Origin of the sequence: Rhodococcus sp. W8901 (assembly GCF_013348805.1) — a bacterium.
Lineage (GTDB): Bacteria > Actinomycetota > Actinomycetes > Mycobacteriales > Mycobacteriaceae > Prescottella.
Genome location: NZ_CP054690.1, coordinates 5,176,913 through 5,194,715 on the forward strand (window position 1 = coordinate 5,176,913; position 17,803 = coordinate 5,194,715).

At 67.1% G+C, this 17,803-nt stretch carries 16 protein-coding genes and 3 pseudogenes; 10 read left to right on the plus strand and 9 right to left on the minus strand.

Annotated features, from left to right (window positions below):
* Nucleotides 1-728: 728 nt before the first annotated feature.
* A pseudogene (locus tag HUN07_RS24190) lies at nucleotides 729-1,067 on the minus strand (transposase); the annotation flags it as partial.
* 69 nt (nucleotides 1,068-1,136) lie between these two features.
* On the opposite strand from HUN07_RS24190, the pseudogene HUN07_RS24195 reads away from it, so the two are divergent.
* A pseudogene (locus HUN07_RS24195) lies at nucleotides 1,137-2,250 on the plus strand (IS3 family transposase).
* A gap of 1,328 nt (nucleotides 2,251-3,578) precedes the next feature.
* Nucleotides 3,579-4,159 (plus strand): annotated as a pseudogene (locus HUN07_RS24200) (HNH endonuclease); the annotation flags it as partial.
* Nucleotides 4,160-4,175: 16 nt separating this feature from the next.
* Here HUN07_RS24200 and HUN07_RS24205 read toward each other — a convergent pair.
* From HUN07_RS24205 to HUN07_RS24220, 4 genes are all read right to left on the minus strand, one after another.
* Nucleotides 4,176-5,456, minus strand: coding sequence for an RNA polymerase sigma factor (locus HUN07_RS24205; RefSeq protein ID WP_174913519.1), 1,281 nt, complete (start codon nucleotides 5,454-5,456; stop codon nucleotides 4,176-4,178).
* Between the two features lie 6 nt (nucleotides 5,457-5,462).
* The gene (locus tag HUN07_RS24210) at nucleotides 5,463-5,810 is read right to left on the minus strand and encodes a YciI family protein (RefSeq protein ID WP_114722061.1); all 348 of its coding nucleotides are present in this window, start codon (nucleotides 5,808-5,810) and stop codon (nucleotides 5,463-5,465) included.
* A 114-nt stretch (nucleotides 5,811-5,924) separates the two neighbouring features.
* Entirely contained in the window at nucleotides 5,925-6,902 is a 978-nt protein-coding gene (locus tag HUN07_RS24215; RefSeq protein WP_174913522.1) for an alpha/beta fold hydrolase, read from the minus strand.
* 9 nt (nucleotides 6,903-6,911) lie between these two features.
* Entirely contained in the window at nucleotides 6,912-7,754 is an 843-nt protein-coding gene (locus tag HUN07_RS24220) for an alpha/beta hydrolase (protein ID WP_174913525.1), read from the minus strand.
* Between the two features lie 92 nt (nucleotides 7,755-7,846).
* On the opposite strand from HUN07_RS24220, the gene HUN07_RS24225 reads away from it, so the two are divergent.
* The gene (locus HUN07_RS24225; protein WP_114722158.1) at nucleotides 7,847-8,467 is read left to right on the plus strand and encodes an FHA domain-containing protein; all 621 of its coding nucleotides are present in this window, start codon (nucleotides 7,847-7,849) and stop codon (nucleotides 8,465-8,467) included.
* A 5-nt stretch (nucleotides 8,468-8,472) separates the two neighbouring features.
* Here the strand turns inward: HUN07_RS24225 and shbA are convergent, their stop codons facing one another.
* Nucleotides 8,473-9,090, minus strand: coding sequence for an RNA polymerase sigma factor ShbA (shbA, locus tag HUN07_RS24230; protein ID WP_114722064.1), 618 nt, complete (start codon nucleotides 9,088-9,090; stop codon nucleotides 8,473-8,475).
* 156 nt (nucleotides 9,091-9,246) lie between these two features.
* Here shbA and HUN07_RS24235 point away from each other — a divergent pair, with 156 nt between their 5' ends.
* A complete protein-coding gene (locus HUN07_RS24235) occupies nucleotides 9,247-10,236 on the plus strand; it encodes a sigma-70 family RNA polymerase sigma factor (RefSeq protein WP_114722065.1) in 990 nt (329 codons plus the stop codon).
* Nucleotides 10,237-10,239: 3 nt separating this feature from the next.
* Here HUN07_RS24235 and HUN07_RS24240 read toward each other — a convergent pair whose 3' ends face one another.
* Nucleotides 10,240-10,644, minus strand: a complete 405-nt coding sequence (locus tag HUN07_RS24240; RefSeq protein ID WP_114722066.1) for a VOC family protein — start codon at nucleotides 10,642-10,644, stop codon at nucleotides 10,240-10,242.
* A gap of 157 nt (nucleotides 10,645-10,801) precedes the next feature.
* Here HUN07_RS24240 and HUN07_RS24245 point away from each other — a divergent pair, with 157 nt between their 5' ends.
* A complete protein-coding gene (locus tag HUN07_RS24245; protein ID WP_114722067.1) occupies nucleotides 10,802-11,047 on the plus strand; it encodes a hypothetical protein in 246 nt (81 codons plus the stop codon).
* Between the two features lie 31 nt (nucleotides 11,048-11,078).
* Here the strand turns inward: HUN07_RS24245 and HUN07_RS24250 are convergent, their stop codons facing one another.
* Nucleotides 11,079-11,369, minus strand: a complete 291-nt coding sequence (locus HUN07_RS24250) for a hypothetical protein (RefSeq protein WP_114722068.1) — start codon at nucleotides 11,367-11,369, stop codon at nucleotides 11,079-11,081.
* A gap of 225 nt (nucleotides 11,370-11,594) precedes the next feature.
* Here HUN07_RS24250 and HUN07_RS24255 point away from each other — a divergent pair, with 225 nt between their 5' ends.
* Nucleotides 11,595-12,476 carry an alpha/beta fold hydrolase gene (locus HUN07_RS24255; protein WP_174913527.1) on the plus strand — a complete coding sequence of 294 codons (882 nt, stop codon included), beginning with the start codon at nucleotides 11,595-11,597 and terminating at the stop codon, nucleotides 12,474-12,476.
* Here the strand turns inward: HUN07_RS24255 and HUN07_RS24260 are convergent.
* Nucleotides 12,431-12,691 carry a hypothetical protein gene (locus tag HUN07_RS24260; RefSeq protein WP_174907159.1) on the minus strand — a complete coding sequence of 87 codons (261 nt, stop codon included), beginning with the start codon at nucleotides 12,689-12,691 and terminating at the stop codon, nucleotides 12,431-12,433. The two genes, HUN07_RS24255 and HUN07_RS24260, sit on opposite strands and share 46 nt — an antisense overlap.
* A 5-nt stretch (nucleotides 12,692-12,696) precedes the next feature.
* On the opposite strand from HUN07_RS24260, the gene HUN07_RS27195 reads away from it, so the two are divergent.
* The 4 genes from HUN07_RS27195 (at nucleotide 12,697) to HUN07_RS24280 (ending at nucleotide 17,796) form a co-directional block, all read left to right on the plus strand.
* Nucleotides 12,697-13,254 carry a hypothetical protein gene (locus HUN07_RS27195; RefSeq protein WP_254622659.1) on the plus strand — a complete coding sequence of 186 codons (558 nt, stop codon included), beginning with the start codon at nucleotides 12,697-12,699 and terminating at the stop codon, nucleotides 13,252-13,254.
* A gap of 17 nt (nucleotides 13,255-13,271) precedes the next feature.
* Nucleotides 13,272-15,728 (plus strand): LuxR C-terminal-related transcriptional regulator, encoded by a 2,457-nt coding sequence (locus HUN07_RS24270; RefSeq protein WP_254622660.1) that lies wholly within the window; start codon nucleotides 13,272-13,274, stop codon nucleotides 15,726-15,728.
* A gap of 126 nt (nucleotides 15,729-15,854) precedes the next feature.
* Entirely contained in the window at nucleotides 15,855-16,820 is a 966-nt protein-coding gene (locus tag HUN07_RS24275; RefSeq protein ID WP_174913532.1) for a pirin family protein, read from the plus strand.
* Between the two features lie 211 nt (nucleotides 16,821-17,031).
* Nucleotides 17,032-17,796, plus strand: a complete 765-nt coding sequence (locus tag HUN07_RS24280) for a pirin family protein (RefSeq protein ID WP_174913534.1) — start codon at nucleotides 17,032-17,034, stop codon at nucleotides 17,794-17,796.
* The last annotated feature ends 7 nt before the right edge of the window (nucleotides 17,797-17,803 follow it).

Sequence of the window (17,803 nt, forward strand, 5' to 3'; positions counted from 1 at the left end):
AACGAAGTCGATCATGGCAACCTCCAAGAACAGTCGCTGTCGTTCCCATGCCAGATCAGACCGAGGTTGTAGAGCAGGAAGACGAGCGTCATCAATGGGCCATAAAAAGCGAAATCCATTCCGAAGTTCATTCAATTCACCTCCTGCTCAGGGGCAGTACCCGCCCAACCAGCATGGGGCGTGCTGTGTAAGCCACTGTTGCCACTCAGGAGGGACTGGCCAGAACAGGAACCAGTTGTCCATCGTCGAGCACCTCCAGTCTCAAGCAGCAGTTGTCCCGCCCGCGCGATCACCCCTCAGAGCGGGTTCCACCAACCAACGAAGAGATTCCACTCGTACAACCCTGGCCAGCCCGAGTCCATCGGATTCGAGTAGTACAAATCTGGAAGTAGACCAATCACGACCGCCCCGTGCAGATACTTGGTGGGGCGTGTCATGTTACCTGGTCAGGGCATCAAAAGGCCCCCAAGCCCGAAATCCGTGCACTCGCTTCAGTGCGCGGCACGATCGACGAACACGTCCTCAACGACGACCGGGACGGATCGGCTCTCATCCGACCTCGGAGGCACCCCACGTCCGACGCGTATCCCGCGTCGATCACTTCCGGACCGGATGGGCACTGCTCCAACACGACCGCCACACCCGACAACGCCGGATTGATCCGGACGCGTAGGGCCGTTCGGCGGGGAGTGTCAGATTTCCGGTGGATCCGGTTCTGGCGCATCGGTTTAGTTCTCACTCGGGGTGATGCGGCCTTCGAACGTGATCGCGAAGGCGTTCAGGGCCGGCTTCCACCTCGCTGCCCATCGTGCTCTTCCCTTCCCCGTCGGGTCCAGGGCCCGGGTCGCCAGATACAGGCACTTGATCGCGGCTTGCTCGTTGGGGAAGTGCCCTCGAGCCCGGATCGCCCGCCGGTATCTCGCGTTGATGCTCTCGATCGCGTTGGTACTACATATGACTCGCCTGATCTCGAGGTCGTAGTCGAGGAAAGGCACGAACTCACTCCACGCGCTGCGCCACAGCTTGACGATCGCGGGATATCGCGGACCCCATTTTCCGGCGAACTCGTTGACCTGCCCCAGGGTTTCTTACCCATTTCGGTGTGAAGATCGAGCCCTGCTGAGAGGCTGCGATCCATGCCCCGACCGTATCCGCCGGAGTTCCGCTTCCGGGCCGTCGCACTCGTCCGCGCCGGCAAACCGATCACCACCGCTGCCACGGAGCTCGGCATCAGCGCCGGCGCGTTGCACAACTGGGTCCGCCAAGACCAGATCGACCGCGGCGAGCGCCCCGGGATCGCAACCCACGAGAGCGCGGCGCTGGCGAAGGCCAACAAGCGCATCCGGCAACTCGAGGCCGAGGTCGCCCCACCCCAAAAGGGTTCACCCGGTGATCGATTCGCTCGTCGACGCCGGACACCCGGTCAAGGTCTGTTGCCGTCTGCTCGGGGTCAGCAGCCCCGGTTACTACATGTACAAGACCCGCCCGATGTCACCGACGCGGATGCGCCGCCAGTGGCTCACCGGCTTGATCAAGGAGGTACACGACGCCTCGCGCCAGACCTACGGATCCCGGCGCGTGCACGCCGAACTGACCCGTGGCATGGGCATCGTGGTCAGCGAAAACCTGGTCGCCGAGCTGATGAGGCTCGCCGGCATCGCCGGCCTACCCGGTCCGGCCAAGGTCAAGCGCTTGAAGGGCGTCGCGACAGCTGACGATCTCGTGCATCGGAAGTTCCACCGACTGTCGCCAAATGAGTTGTGGGTCACCGACATCACTGAGCATCCCACGCGCGAGGGCAAGGTGTACTGCTACGCGGTGATGGACACCTTCTCCCGCAAGATCGTCGGCTGGTCGATCGACAACTGCCAGGACTCCACCCTGGTCGTCAATGCGCTCGGCATGGCCATCAAGAACCGCACACCGCCACCCGGCGGGATCGTGCACGCCGACCACGGGGTCCAATTCACCTCGTGGGCTTTCACAAACAAGATCCGCTCCGCCGGTCTGATGCCCTCGTTCGGCACCATCGGCGATGGATACGACAACGCGATGATGGAATCGTTCTGGTCGTCGATGCAGATCGAGCTCCTGAACCGGAAGAAATGGCGCACTCGGCTCGATCTGGCGAACGCGATCTTCGACTCCATCGAGATCTTCTACAACCGACAACGGCGGCACTCGCAGCTCGATTATGTGTCGCCGATCGAGTACGAACTATGCTTCGAGAACCCGTCCATCCCCGCCTGATCTTCACACTGCCGGGGTAACGAACCTTGGGGCAGGTCAACGAGTCGACCGAAGTGGGGGCAGTCCCCCTCGACGACACCCACGATTAGGTGTGCTCGCGGCAGGGATCCGAACACACCCACAAGCCCCAACGCAATTGTTTATGCAATTTCATTCACAATTCTGTATGCCAAACAATTGGTGGACCCGCACGGGGAGAAAAGGCATTCCACACCCATATCCCCATGGGGGCCGGGGGCGGTATTCCTCGGTAATTCGGCCGATTGGCAAGGCGACCCGCGCCCTCCCTTTCCCTCTCTGCTTCAGAAAATCGCGTTGACCTGCGCGGTTAGGGGGTTGATCTGCGGTTTTGCTCAAAACCTCGTCAAGATCCTGTCGAAACAGGGGCTAACTGGGTGGTTCCGAACCGTTCCCAACGGCCGGATTCGGCGACGAATATTCGGGCGGCTCGGCCAATTATTTGGACCTTCCGTTCGGCCGGGGTCTAGCCTGGCATGACAGGGTCGGGACCGACGGACACCCGGAGGCACATCCCTGGTGGCTGGATGTGGGGACTCCCATTGCCGTGGGAGTGGCGGCGCACGATCTGGGCCGTGATCCTGTGTGACCTCGGCGGACACTGTCCCTGATTGGAGGTGAGTTGAATGTCGGCAGGAGATTGGGCCTTTTGGGGGCCAGTTGCTGGCCAGGTCGTCTACGTGCTCTACCTACTCGGTGTGAAGATCAACTGACACGGAACAACAGCGGGCCATCGGCGGACACTGCCCCTGATTGGAGGTGATCGAGATGGGAGCAACGGCTTGGGCCTTTTGGGGAAACCTCGCACCGCTCGCCTACGTTCTTTCGTTACTCGGCGTGCCGGTCGAATGACACCAGAACGACAGCGGGCCAGTCGTTCCAGCGCGCTCTGGCTGCTCGGCATCCCAACCGCACTGAAAGATCGGAGTTGAACGACGATGGGCGACACCTTCTGGTTCCTCCCGTTTCCAGATGAGACCCTGCGATGGCTGGCCGCGACGTATCCGTGCCTGGTCGATTTCCGGCGCAGTTGCTTCCCTGGGTAGAGCAGGATCGCGGCCGTGAACCCGTGCGACCTCGGCGGACACTGCCCCAAGAAGGAGACGGTCGACAATGGACTTCCGGCCGATCTGGTGGCTCATGCCCTACGGCTTTGTGCCTGATCCGATTCGAAACTGGGTCTTGGAGAACGCACCGTGCTGGCTGGGTGGTTGGTGCCCCTGAGATCGAAGGATGACAAGCGGGCCAGCACTCGAATCAGTGCTGGCCTGCTGTCGTGTGATCGGTCGTGGGCTACCCCTGTTTCGATCGGGGTCGCCCCCGCCGAAGGCGGCGAACGCCCGCACCTGTCACTACACGTGAACGCCCGCGACCTCGCCCGCACCGAGCCGAACACTGACGACCACGCCGACACAGGCAGCACCACGTTCGCCGATCACGCGGACACGTTGGGAGACAAGGACGTCGCCTGGATGCCGTGGATGGGGCCGCTCACCATCGCAACCGCCCGCCGCATCGCCTGCGACTGCGACCTCACCCCGATCGTCATGAAGGACGGGGTACCACTCGACCTCGGCCGCACCACCCGCACCGTCTCGAAGAAACAACGCCGAGCCCTCGTCGCCCGCGACAACGGCTGCGCCTTCCCCGGCTGCGGCGCACCACCCGCCCACTGCGAAGGCCACCACGTCAAACACTGGGCCGACGGCGGACCCACCGACCTCGACAACCTCGTACTCCTGTGCCGCTACCACACCGACTGCTCCACCACTCGCACTGGCAAGTCGAGATCGGCACCGACCGCCACCCGTGGTTCACCCCACCGAGTTCGGTCGACCCGTACAAGAAGCCGATACCAGCGCACAATCGGGCGGGGCCACTCGCCGCGTAGGAGCGGGAGAGACGTTCTAGTCCTCTGTGTCCGCGAGCCGACGCCGCAGGTGCTCGCGCTCGGGTTCGGTCCCGGCCAGTTCGAGGGCGCGGCGGTACGCCTCGGCGGCCTCCTCGCGTCGTCCGACCTGGGCCAGCAGTTCCGCGCGCGCCGCGGCGTACGGATGGTGGTCGCGCAGAAGCGGTTCGTCGGCCAGATCGTCGAGCAGCGCGAGACCCGCCTCCGGCCCGTCCCGCATCGCGACCGCCACTGCCCGGTTGAGCGCGACGACCGGAGACGGAATGAGCGCGAGCAACACGTCGTAGAGCCCCACGATCTGCGGCCAGTCGGTGCTCGCGACATCAGCGGCCTCGTCGTGCAGCGCGGCGATCGCGGCCTGCACGCCGTACGGTCCGGGCCGTCCCCCGGTGAGAGACACCAACACCAGGGCGCTGCCTTCCTCGATCATCACGCGATCCCACCGGTCACGGTCCTGATCTTCGAGCAGCACCTGCGCACCGCCGGGCCCCGTGCGGGCGTCGCGACGGGCGTGGGTCAGCAGCATCAGCGCGAGGAGACCGGACACCTCACGCTGGTCCGGCATCAGCCGGTGCAGGATCCGCGTCAGGCGGATCGCCTCGTCTGCGACGTCGACACGCTGCAGGTTCTCCCCGGCGCTGGCGGCGTAGCCCTCGGTGAAGATCGAGTACAGGACCTGTAGGACACCCGGAAGGCGCTGCGGCAGCTCGTCGGCGCCGGGAACCCGGAACGGGATCCGTGCCTGCCGAATCTTCTTCTTGGCCCGAACGATCCGCTGCGCCATGGTGGCGGTGGGGACGAGGAACGCCCGCGCAACCTCACCGGTGGTGAGCCCGGCGAGGCACCGCAGGGTCAGGGCCGTCCGATCCTCGGCCGGCAGCGCCGGGTGCGCGCACGTGAAGAACAGTTGCAGCCGGTCGTCGGGAAGTTCGCTGCCGACGTCCGGCGGTGGCGTGGAAGCTGCGCGATCCGCCTCGACCTGGAGGACCGCGACACGGGCGGCGAGCGCCTGGTCGCGCCGCAACCGGTCGACGGCCTTGCGCCGCGCCGTCGTCAACAGCCAGGCACCGGGCTTGGACGGCACCCCGTCCACCGGCCAGTGCCGCAGCGCCGACTCGATCGCGTCGGAAGTTACCTCCTCCGCCAGGTCGAGATCACCGAATCGGCTCACCAGCGCGGCGAGCAGGCGGCCGCGTTCCTCCCGGAAGACCGCCTCGACGGACGCATCCGCGCCGGAGGCCTCCTGGTCGGCCCCGCGGCCACCTGCCTGCCCGTCCATCGACGGTCAGTTCCCGAAGTCGGCGATCGGACGCACCACGATCCGGCCGCCGCCGCGCGAGCCCGGGCAGCGTGCCGCCCAGTCGAGCGCGACGTCGAGGTCCGGCACGTCGATCACGTAGAAGCCGCCCAGGACCTCCCGTGTTTCCGCGAACGGGCCGTCGGTGGTGATCGTGCGGTCGCCGCCCCGCCCCACCTGCACGCTCGTCGCGGTGGTGAGATCGGCCAACGACTCCCCCGAGACGAAGATGCCGGCGTCCTTGACCTCCTTGTCGTAGACCATCCAGTCCTCGGGGGTGCAGCCGGCGGCACCGGCGTCGGCGGATTCGGCGTTGATCAGCAGCAGGTACTTCATGGTTGTGGCTCCTTCGTTTCGAGGCGGGTTGAATGCCGTACACCGTGACGACGAACGGACCGCGGCCGAATCGACAGGTCCTCCGAGATTCTCCGAACTTTCTCCTCCGGTCGGTCAGTCGAGCCCCGCCAGGAATTCGAGCATCGCTGCGTTGACGCGTTCCGGCGCCTCCATCTGCACGAAATGTCCGACGTCCGGGATCACGTGGGTGGACACGAGGCCGGGGACCATCCGGCTCATCGTCTCGAACGGATCCTTGCCCATCATCTCGAGCACCGGGTCCTTCGCGCCTGCCACGAACGTGACGGGGACGGTGATCGGACGATCGTGCAGCTCCTCGTTCTGCTCCCACACGTAGTCGTCGGCGCGATACCAGTTCAGTCCGCCGGTGAAACCGGTCCGCGTGAACTCCCGTACGTAGTAGTCGAACTCGTCTTCACCGAGCCACGACCACGGCAGTACGGGCGGCTCGGGCAGCACGTCGAGGTACCCGTTGCCCTCGGACGGGAAGTCCCAGCAGTCGAGATAGCGATTGGCACCGCTGAGCGCGTGGAAGATCTTGGCGAGGAACGCCTTCGGGTTGTCGCCGAGCTCGCGGTCGGCCGGGCCGCGCTCTTGGAAGTAGTGCAGGTGCACGAAGTGCTGGGAGGCGAGGTACCGGAACCCGATCGTCGGCTGGATCGGCTGGCGCGGCATGCGCGGCACGCTGAGCTGCATGAGCGCCCGCACGCGGCCGGGCGCCCACGTGGGCAGGTCCCACACCAGCTGCGCACCGAAGTCGTGGCCCGCGAAGACCGCGTCCTCGATCCCGAGGGCGTCGAGGAGCCCGACCATGTCATCGACGGTGTGCCGGCGATCGTACGAACGCGGATCCGACGGCGCGTCGGTGCGGCCGTAGCCGCGCATGTCGGGGGCGATCACCCGGTAGCCCGCCGCGGCGAGCGCGGGCAACTGATGCCGCCAGCTGTACCAGAGACCCGGGAAGCCGTGACACAGCACGACGGGTGGGCCCTCCCCCTGCTCGGCGATATGCATGTCGATGTCGCCGACGCGAACGCTCCGGTGGCTGTGTGCGCTGACAGGATCCGTCATTTCGGGATATTACGTCACCTGCAGGCGCGGGCGGAGCCAATCGACGACGTCGTCGAGCACCTTCTCCTGTTCGGGCTCGTTGAACACCTCGTGGTACAGACCGTCGTACGCCTTGAACGTCAAGTCCTTCGATCCGGTGCGAGAGGCGATCATCCGACTGCCGGAAATGTCGGCGAGATGATCCTCGGTGCCGTGCATGACGAGCATCGGCAGGGTCAGAGACGGCAACCGGGCCGGGAAACTCTCGGCGGCGATGATCATCCCGCGCGCGATGCCCGCCTTGACCTTTCCGTGATAAACCAGCGGGTCGGACTCGTACGCCGCGACCACGGCAGGGTCGCGCGAGACCGCCTTCGCATCGAGGGTCTCGACGGGTACACCGGGGGCGAAGCGTCCGAGGAGCTTCCCGATCTCGATCACGACCTTGGGCTTACCCGTGGCGACGTCGACCGCCGGCGCCGACAGGATCAGACCCGCCAGCTCGTCCTGATGGTCGAGCGCATACGACAGCGAAATGGCGCCACCCATGCTGTGGCCCAGCAGGAATCGGTCGAGGCCCGGATTCTCGGTGATCGCGATCGCGGACAACTGGTGGAGATCGTCGGTGAATTCCGACCACTCGCGCAGCTCGATCGGCTTGCCACCCGACCGGCCGTGACCGCGATGGTCGGGCGCGTACACCACCAGACCCAGCCCGGTGAGCCGCGCGACCACGTGGTCGTACCGGCGAGCGTGCTCGCCCAGACCGTGCGCGAGCAGGAGGATGCCGGTCGGCGGGCCGTCCGGCCGCCAGACGTCGTACACGATGCGGGTGCCGTGCACCCCGGTGAATTCCGACTCTGTGTGCTGCACGAATGCGAGTGTAGGTCGGTCGACGCCGACATGGGGCGCTTGTCAGTCGCCGGTTCGGCCGGGCACGATGAAAATGTCCCCGAGGAGTGGCGATGAGTGCAATCGATGCGCCCTGCCTGCGGTACACCGACCAGACGGGGTGTCCGCGCGAGTTGACGCTGTCCGTGGATACCCCGCGCGTGACGGTGGGCCGCTCGTCCGAAGCGGACGTGGCGCTGGTGTCGGATCCGGAGGTGTCGCGGCTGCACGCGACGATCGAATGGATCGGCACCGACTGGACGATCGCCGACGACGGCCTGTCCCGCAACGGCACCTTCGTCAACGGTGAACGCATCTCGGGCCGACGACGGCTACGCAACGGCGACAGCATCCGGATCGGCAACTCGGCGTTCGTCTTCCGCGATCTGTCCGGGCAGGGTGGGGACCCGACGCGCATCGCCGTGGACATTCCGACCGTCCGTTCTCTGACGCAGACGCAACGGACCATCCTGGTCGCCCTGTGCCGGCCGTACAAGCACAACGCGGCGTTCGCGAACCCGGCGTCCAATCAGCAGATCGCCGACGAGGTGTTCCTCAGCGTGGATGCGGTCAAGACACACCTGCGGGCCCTGTTCGCCAAGTTCGGCGTCGAGAAGCTGCCGCAGAACCAGAAGCGACTCCGGCTGGTCGAGAAGGCGCTGCACAGCGGCGTGATCACCGAGCACGATCTGTGAGGGGCTCAGGCCGCCGGTTCCACGACCCGGGGTGACTGCGCCCGGAGTCGGCCGAGTGCGCGGTGCTGCGCGATCCGGACCGCCCCCGCCGTCGTGCCGAGGGCCGCCGCAGTCTCCGCCGCCGACATCCCCCACATCACCCGCATCACCACGACCTCGCGGTACCGCTCCGGCAGCGAGTCGACGAGCGCGCGGGCATGCGCACCGCGTTCGGAGGCGATTGCCCGCTCCGCGGGGCCGGCGTCCGGGCAGACGGGGTCGGTGGCCTCGTCGAGCGGGTCGCAGGTTCGTCCGGCGGCGCGGCGTGCGTCCACCACCTTGTGCCCGGCGATCGCGTACACGTAGGTCAGGAACGACGCGCCCTGCTCCCGGTACCGCGGCAGCGCCGTCAACACGGCGACGCAGACCTCGTGGGCGACGTCCTCGGCGACCTCGCGCAGCGCCCCACGCCCCAACCTGGCGTAGCAGTAGCGGCGCACCAGGGGGTAGACCACGGCGAGTACTTCCGAACGCGCTTCGTCGTCGCCTTCGACGGCGCTGGGCACCCAGTCCTCCAGGACCTCGCGGGCCCGAGCGGCGGTGATCTCACCGATCCGCTTCGTGTTGCAGACGATCCCGTACATGTCGTTCTCCCTCGCCGGGCGGCACGGTCGACCGCTCCATACATTCGATCCTCGGCGCGTCGCGGCCGTCCCGACAGACACCCTCGGGTGGGAGTCGCACACCCCGCCGACGTCGAGCTGTTCCGCTTGTCGGGGGGCGCCACTAGGGTTCGGGACATGACCGTTGAGCAGAGCGTCGACGACCAATTCCTCGCTGCCGCAGATCCTTACCGGCGCGAACTACTGGCGCACTGCTACCGGATGATGGGGTCGATCCACGACGCCGAGGACCTGCTGCAAGAGACGCTCGTGCGAGCGTGGCGTGGGTATGGCAACTTCGACGGGCGGTCGTCGATCCGCACGTGGCTGCACCGGATCGCGACCAACACGTGCCTGACGGCGCTCGAGGGCCGGGCCCGCCGCCCGCTGCCGACCGGCCTGGGCGCGCCCAGTTCCGACCCGTCCGACGACCTGATCGAGCGCGGCGAGGTGCCGTGGCTCGAGCCGATTCCGGATTCGATGGTGTGGGGCGATTCGGGCCGGGGTGCGGACGATCCCGCGACCGTCGTGGCGGAACGCGAATCGGTGCGGCTGGCGTTCGTCGCGGCGCTGCAGCACCTGTCGGCCCGTCAGCGCGCGGTGCTGGTGCTGCGGGACGTGCTGCAGTGGAAGGCTGCCGAAGTGGCCGCCGCCCTGGACACGTCCACGGCGGCGGTGAACAGTCTGTTGCAGCGGGCCCGAGCACAACTGTCCGAGGCGACGCCCACCCCGGACACCCTGGTCGAACCCGAGTCGGACGAGACCCGCGAACTGCTGCGCCGGTACGTCGACGGATTCGAACGGTACGACATCGACGGGCTGGTGGAGATGTTCACCCGCGACGCCGTGTGGGAGATGCCGCCATTCGTCGGGTGGTACGTCGGTGGTGCCGACATCGCGCGCCTCATCAAGGAGAAGTGCCCCGCTCAGGGCGCCGGCGACATGCGGCTGCTCCCGACGTCGGCGAACGGGCAACCCGCGCTCGGCCTGTACATGCGGGACGAGGACGGCATCCACCGACCGTTCCAACTGCATGTCCTGGACGTCACCGAGCACGGGGTCGCGCACGTCACGTGCTTCTTCGACACCGAACTGTTCGACAGATTCGGCCTGCCCGCCCACCCCTGACGGCTACTGCCCGGTCGCGGCCGGATCCATCCACATGACCTCCCAGACGTGGTTGTCGAGGTCGCGGAAGGACCGCCCGTACATGAACCCGTGATCCTGCGGGTCCATCCACTTCGTTCCGCCGGCCGCGATGGCGGCGTCGACCAGCGAGTCCACACCCTCGCGGCTGTCGGCGGAGATGCACGTGAGCACCTCGCGGCTCTTCGTGGTGTCGCAGATGTCGTCGGCGATGAAGTCGCGGAAGCGGCTCTCCTGCAGCAGCATGATCCACGCCGAGTCATTGACGGCCATGCACGCGGTGCTCTCGTCGCAGAACTGCTCGTTGAACTCGAAGCCGAGGTCCCCGAAGAACTTCCGGGTGGCAGCGACGTTCTCGACCGGCAGGTTCACGAAGATCAATCGGGACATCGGGGGTCTCCTGACTCGAGGGGGATGTTCGGGTGGGGTGAGCCTGCGAGATGCTCACACCAGGACAGACCTGTGCCGCGCGAAAAACTCATCGCACGCACCGGACGGACCGGGGAAAGGGGTATGCACACCGGCGTCGCGGTGGTGTCATGGATTCATGAGTGAGGACAAGCGCCACTTCGTAGCAAACCGACTCGACGGCATCATCCACACGCTCGAGCTGAACGCACCGACCGAGGACGAGCCGTCGCCGGTGCCCACCGCGAACGGCTTCACCGGATCGCTCGCCGAGGCACAACGCCACCGCGCCGAGCTGGAATCCGCGACCCCCGAGCGGGTGGACCAGATCGCCGCGGGCTACCCGGAGATCGCGACGGACTGGGCGCAGAAACAACCGACCTGACGGCCGCGACACGGCAGTCGGTACCCCCAAGTCAGTACCCCAGGCCGTCCGGCAGTCCGAGATCGTCGAGTCTCTTGATCCGGCGGTGCTCACGCAGGACCAGTACCGGCCCGACCACCAGGCTCACCGCGCAGATCGTCCCGGCGATCCACGCCCAGCCCTGGAACCCGTAGCCTGCCGCGACCAACGCCATACCGAGCGTCACGATCCCGATCCCGACCAGCGCGTAACCGGGCCAGTTGCGGGTGTCCTCGATCGCTTCGCCCGGATGTTCGTGCACCCGGCCGGAGGAGTTCCGCGGGTCGTCTTCGAAGTAGTTCACAAAAGCCTCCCGGTCCGATGTTCCGTTTGCGCTCTCGTACTGCACTCGTGGTGATTGTCCCCCTGCACCGGAACTCTTCGCACGATTACCGACAGTTCGACAACCCACCCGAGGTGTCCGCCTCCGCCACCTCGGTGAGTCCGCGCCATCCCCCGGGCCACTGTCCGCACCGCGCCCCACCCACGAGATTGGTAGATACACACCACCTCGACCCGGGAGGGCGTCATGACCACGAAGCGCAGCACCGACGCCGACCACGGTCGTCGGCACATCGTGCAGTCCGAGGACGGGGTGGCGCTCGCGGTACGTGAGTACGGGCCGTCCGACGCACCGGTGACCGCGGTGTTCGTGCACGGGCACTGCCTGCACTCGCATTCGTGGGCGCGACTGCGCTCGCACCTGGTCCGCGAGTGGGGTCCGTCGGTCCGGATGGTCTTCTACGATCACCGCGGCCACGGCGCGTCGGGCAGCGCGCCCGCCCACACGTACACGATCGACCAACTGGGACGCGACCTCGACGCGGTGATCCGCGCGACCGTTCCGACCGGGCCCGTCGTGCTGGTGGGTCACTCGATGGGCGGCATGGCCGCGCTGGCCTACACCCGTCAGAACCCGGCCGCGGTCGGCTCGCGCGTCGTGGGCGTCGGCCTGCTGTCGACCGCCGCGAGCGGCATCACCCGCTCCGGGCTCGGCCGGTTCCTGCGGCACCCGGTGATGTCACTGTTCCAGTTCGGTGTCGAACGGATGCCCCGGCTGATGCAGCGCGTCCTGACGCACACCCTCGACAACCAGACATCGGTCGTGACGATGTACGGATTCCTCCGGTCGTTCGTCGGACTGGACGAGTCCGGTTCCCTCGCGGCGCTGCGCACCATCCCGTCGCTCGTGCTCGGCGGCACGGCCGATCTGCTGACACCGTTCGAACATTCGGTGGCGATCGCGGCCGATCTACCGTCCGCCGAACTGGTGCGACTGCACGACGCGGGGCATTCGGTGATCCTGGACCAGGCCGCCGACGTCGCGCACGCGGTGGTCCGGCTCGTCGCCCGGGCCAGCGACCACTACGCGGCCGCACCGTCCACGACACCACTGTCGGCGGTCGTGTGACGGCCCCGCGACGTCGCCTCGAGTGCGTCGGATTCGGCACAGTCCCTGAGCAATTCGGACCGGTAGTACTCACCGGGTTCGTCGGCGCACGCACACTGCTCGACGCCCTTCGCGAGCTTCCCGCCGGACGACCGCGGAAGCTCGTCCACGACCACGAGATGCTCGGGGTGGAACTCCTTGGAGACGGCGGGATGGGTCTCGACTTCCTGCCCCACCTGCGGTGCCGAGATGTTCTTGCGTCCAGGCCTTCGCCGCCGGCACACAGGTCGCATGGTTCGCGGAACTGTTCGCCACCAAGTCGCGCGCCGCGGGGATCGGCATCGCGGTCTCGCTCGCGGCCGCGATCTTCGGCGGCACCGCGCCGTATCTCAATTCGTGGCTGACGTCCCGTGGCACCCCCGACCTATTCACGTGGTACGTCCTCACGCTCGCCCTGTGCGTCGCGCTCGCAGCCTTCTTCACCCGCGAGACCAAGGGCGTGTCGCTGACCGCGATCGAGCCCCCCCGAACAGGCCCCTCACACCTCCTGAACCGCGTCGGCGATTCCCCGCCTGCACCCGGAGGGTTGTGGAAGTATTTACTTGACGTGCACGTGGCCTCGAATTGTGGTCACGTGCACGTTCAGGGTTTCGTGGGGGCACGATTCCGACCATCGACGAATGTCGGTGGACGACTGGGGGTGTGTGAGTGGGACCGCAATACGAACAACCGAGTCCGGGCCGACAGCGCGACCGTGCACGAAGATTCCTGCTCGATCGCCCTCGGCTGTTCGCGCTGATATCGGAACTACCCGCCTTGACCGTTGTTCGTGGGCCCCGCGGCGCAGGGAAGACCGCCTTCGCGACGACCTGGATCGCATCCGCGCAGCGCCCGTCGGGGCCGATCCTGATGATGGACACCCCCGCACCACACACCGCACCGGACGACTACTGGAACACCGTCACGGCCCGCGTCGACGCGGCACTCGAATCCACTCCCGCGGCGGCCTCCGACCCCGTCGTACTCGTCCTCGACGACATCGATCGTCTGCATGATCCGGCGGCCGAACTCCGCATTCTCGGACTCCTCGACCTGGATCCGCGGTTGCACGTCGTCGCGACGACGCGGGATTCGTGCGTCTTCAGCGACGCGATGCTCGACGTCGACCATGTCGCGATCTCACCCACCGATCTGCTGTTCACGCTCGACGAATCACGTGCGGTGCTGTGTGCGCACGGCACCGAAGCGGCACCGCACCTTCTGGCGATGGTGCAGGACCTCACCGGGGGCTTCCCGCCCCTCGTGCAGGCCGCCGTGGCCGTCGTCCGCCCGTTCGGCATCGACTTCGAGCAGAGCCGAGAACTCGCCCTGAGCGCCCTCGAACGATCGATCGACCGATTTGTCGATCGGGAGATCCTGCGCGACGAGGAGCTCTCGGAACTGCGGGACTTCATGCTCACGACGTCGGCGGCGAAAACCCTCACCGCCGAGATCGCCGCGATGCTGACCGCGGACCACACCGCCCCCGACATGCTTCGGGAACTCGAAGCAGCCGGCGTGCTGGTCCGCCTGCCGTGGCCGAAGGACACCGAGTGGCAGTACCCACCGCCGATCCGGGAGTCCCTGATGCGCGATGTCCGCAACGAGGCCCCGGAAGGTCCGCTGCGCGCATCGAGCGACCTGGCTCGATGGTTCCTCCAGCAGGACGATGTCGCTCAGGCACTCGTCTACGCCGTCGAGGGGCTGGACTGGGACCAGGCGGTGTCGATTCTCAAGGCCAACTGGGTGGTGCTGATCTCGCGGCACTTCCGCCTGGTCCGCGAAAGCCTGGCGGCGCTGCCCGAACACGCGGCCGCCGACGACCTCACGATCCGAGCGGGCCGGGAGCTGTTCCTGCGGTTCGGCGCCGACTCGGCGCAGCTGCCCGATCTCGCGCCGCCGACCGTCGATGTCGATACGGCGGCGCGCGGCCCGGCGATCGCGGACGTGCTCGCGGTGAGCAGCGTGCAGTCGTTCATCCTGCGGATCGCCGGCAATTTCACGCAGGCGTCCGAGCTGACCGTGCGCATGTCGGAACTCGGTGATCGCGCGCTCGAGTTGCAGCCCGACACGGTGTCCGCGTTCCTTCCCCTGCTGCGGCTGCAGTGGGGTATCACGCAGCAGTTGCACGGCGACCTTTCCCGATCCTCGGCCGAACTCCGCCGTGCCTACAACAGCAACCGTCCGGCCGGAACCGACTTCGTCGCCCGCAACGCCGCCGGAAGCCTCGCACTCAACTACGCCCTGATCGGCGAGTTGGGCCACGCCGAGACCTGGCTCGAGCGGGAACGCCGACACGAGGACGCCGCGGCCTGGGTCACCGCGATGGTTCGGGTCGGCGGGCTCGTAGCAGGCGCGCTGGTCGCCCTGGACCGGATGGAGCTCGACGTCGCCGCCAAGATCCTCGCCGAACTGGGCGACCTGCCGGACGACGAGGAGCTGTGGGCATTCGCGCTGTACGCGCACTGCCAGCTGGAACTCGTGAGCGGGCAGGCCGGAGCGGGACTCGACCGGATGCACCGGGCGAGCGCGGTCTACGAGCGGTGGTTCACTCCGGGATCGATCGCGGCGGCGCTGCTCACGGCGACCGAGGCCGACCTCTACTCGGCGCTGGGGCGAGGCAACGAGGCGTGGCGGACCGTCGAGAAGACACCCGGCCGAGGACCGTGGACGTCGATGGCCCGTGCACGCATGAACCTCTCGAGCGGACACCCGGCAGCGGCACTGGCCGACTGCGTGCGGCCGACGGTCACGGACTGTGCCCATCCGCGGATCCGGATGGAGTCGGCCCTGGTCCAAGCCGCTGCACATCTCGAGTTGTCGCACGAGCCCCAGGCCCAGGCGATGCTGCAGCGGGCCGTCGCACTGTTCGACCAGACCGGGTTGGTCCGACCGTTCGCGTCCCTGCCGGTCGGTCGCATCGCGCAGATGTCGACGCTGGGCGTGGCGCTGCCGGAGAAATGGCTGGCTGCGGTTCCGCCTCCGGAGTCGGGGGTCTTCCCGGACCGAATCCGGTTGGTGGATCTGAGCGACCGCGAGTCCGCGGTGCTGAACGTCCTGGCGTCCACGTCGTCGGTCGCCGAAATCGCCACCACGCTGTTCGTCTCTCAGAACACCGTCAAGACGCAGCTGCGGAGCGTCTACCGCAAACTGGGCGTCCATTCGCGGGCCGACGCGCTCCTCACAGCGGCCCGGCTCGGGCTCATCGGTCCCCCACCCGGCACGGCAGGCTGACCCAGGGGCTGGTCTCGGGGCCGATCTTCGCTACGCCCCGACCGGGTGGGGAATAGATCCGTTCGTGCGGTGTTGAGCTACGGTGAACTAGTTGAATCCTCAACTAATAGATCCGAGGAGGGCTCCATGCCTGCCGTGACCGTCGACAACATCCTCGCGCTGCCCCGCATCGAGGCGGCCGACCCGACTGCGGTCGACCGTCCCGTTCTGGGCATCGCCACCGCTCCGGTCGGATACGAGGGCGAGGGCTTCCCCGTCCGCCGCGCATTCGCCGGGATCGACCTGGCCCACCTCGACCCGTTCATCCACATGGACCAGATGGGCGAGGTCGACTACGCACCGGGCGAGCCCAAGGGCACCCCGTGGCACCCGCACCGCGGCTTCGAGACCGTCACCTACATGATCGACGGGATCATGGAGCACCAGGACTCCAACGGCGGTGGCGGCACCATCGGCGGCGGCGACACCCAGTGGATGACCGCCGGCGGCGGCATCCTCCACATCGAGACCCCGCCCGAACACCTCGTGATGAGCGGCGGCCTGTTCCACGGCGTGCAGCTGTGGGTCAACCTCCCCAAGAGCAACAAGATGGCCGCGCCCCGCTACCAGGACATCACCGGCAGCAAGGTCGCGCTCCTCTCGAGTCACGACGGCGGCGCACTGATCCGGGTCATCGCGGGCGAGATCGCCGGGCACCAGGGCCCGGGTTCGACGTACACCCCGATCGCGCTGTCGCACACGACCGTCGCACCGGGCGCGAGCGTCACCCTGCCGTGGAACCGCGACTTCAACGCGATCGTCTACGTGCTCGCGGGCGACGGATACGTCGGCGCCGATCGCCGACCGATGTCGTCCGGCCAGACCGCGGTCTTCGGCCGCGGGGACTCGATCACGATCGCGGCGGCCGACACCCAGGACTCGCGCACCGAGGCGTTGGAGGTGTTCGTTCTCGGTGGCCAGCCGATCCGCGAACCCATCGCGATGGCCGGTCCGTTCGTCATGAACACCAAGGCAGAGGTCATGCAGGCGTTCGAGGATTTCCAGGCCGGTCGACTCGGCTCGATCCCCGCCGCGCACGAATCACTCGACTGAGTCGACAGACCGACACCAAAACTACTGGCGGGCAACCGATCACGAATGACGGCGATTTCCTCGCCGTCGTGATCGGTTCGCCCGTCACTCGTCCGTGAACACTCCGAGACCGATTCGACACCACTGATTCGGCGCCGACGGGTTCCACTTCGTACGCTGGTGACGCGACAGCGCGAAAGCCCCGAACGCGACTGTCACCGAGGAGGACCGCATGCCAGCTCTCACCACGCCCCACATCGACGTCCACCGCTCGGGCGACCGCCTGAAGACCCGGATCCAGTGGTTGGACTCGAAGCACTCGTTCTCGTTCGGCCATCACTACGACCCGGACAACACCCATCACGGACTGCTGCTGGTGAACAACGACGACATCGTCCAGCCTGGGCAGGGCTTCGACACCCACCCCCACAAGGACATGGAGATCGTCACCTGGGTGCTGCGGGGATCGCTGGTGCATCAGGACTCCATCGGCCACTCCGGCGTCATCTATCCCGGCCTCGCCCAGCGGATGAGCGCGGGCACGGGAATCCTGCACTCGGAGAAGAACGACTCGTGGCGGCTGCAGGGTGACGAGCACACCGAGCCGGTGCACTTCGTCCAGATGTGGGTCGCGCCCGACGAGCCCGGGATCACCCCCGGGTACGAACAGCTCGAGATCGACGACGAACTGCTGTCCGGCGGGCTGGTACCGGTGGCGTCGGGCATGCCGCAGCATCGGGACCACGCGGCGATCCGCATCAAGAACAAGTACGCGTCGCTGCACGCCGCCCGCCTCCAGCCGGGCAAGTCGGTACGGATCCCGGAGGCGCCCTTCGTGCACGTGTTCGTGGCGCAGGGCACCGCGGAGATGGAGGGCGTCGGGACTCTCTACGAGGGTGACGCCGTCCGGCTCAGCTCGTCCGGCGGGCAGACGATCTCCTCCGAGATCGGCGCGGAGATCCTGGTGTGGGAGATGCACGCCCGTCTCGGCGGCTGAGATTCCG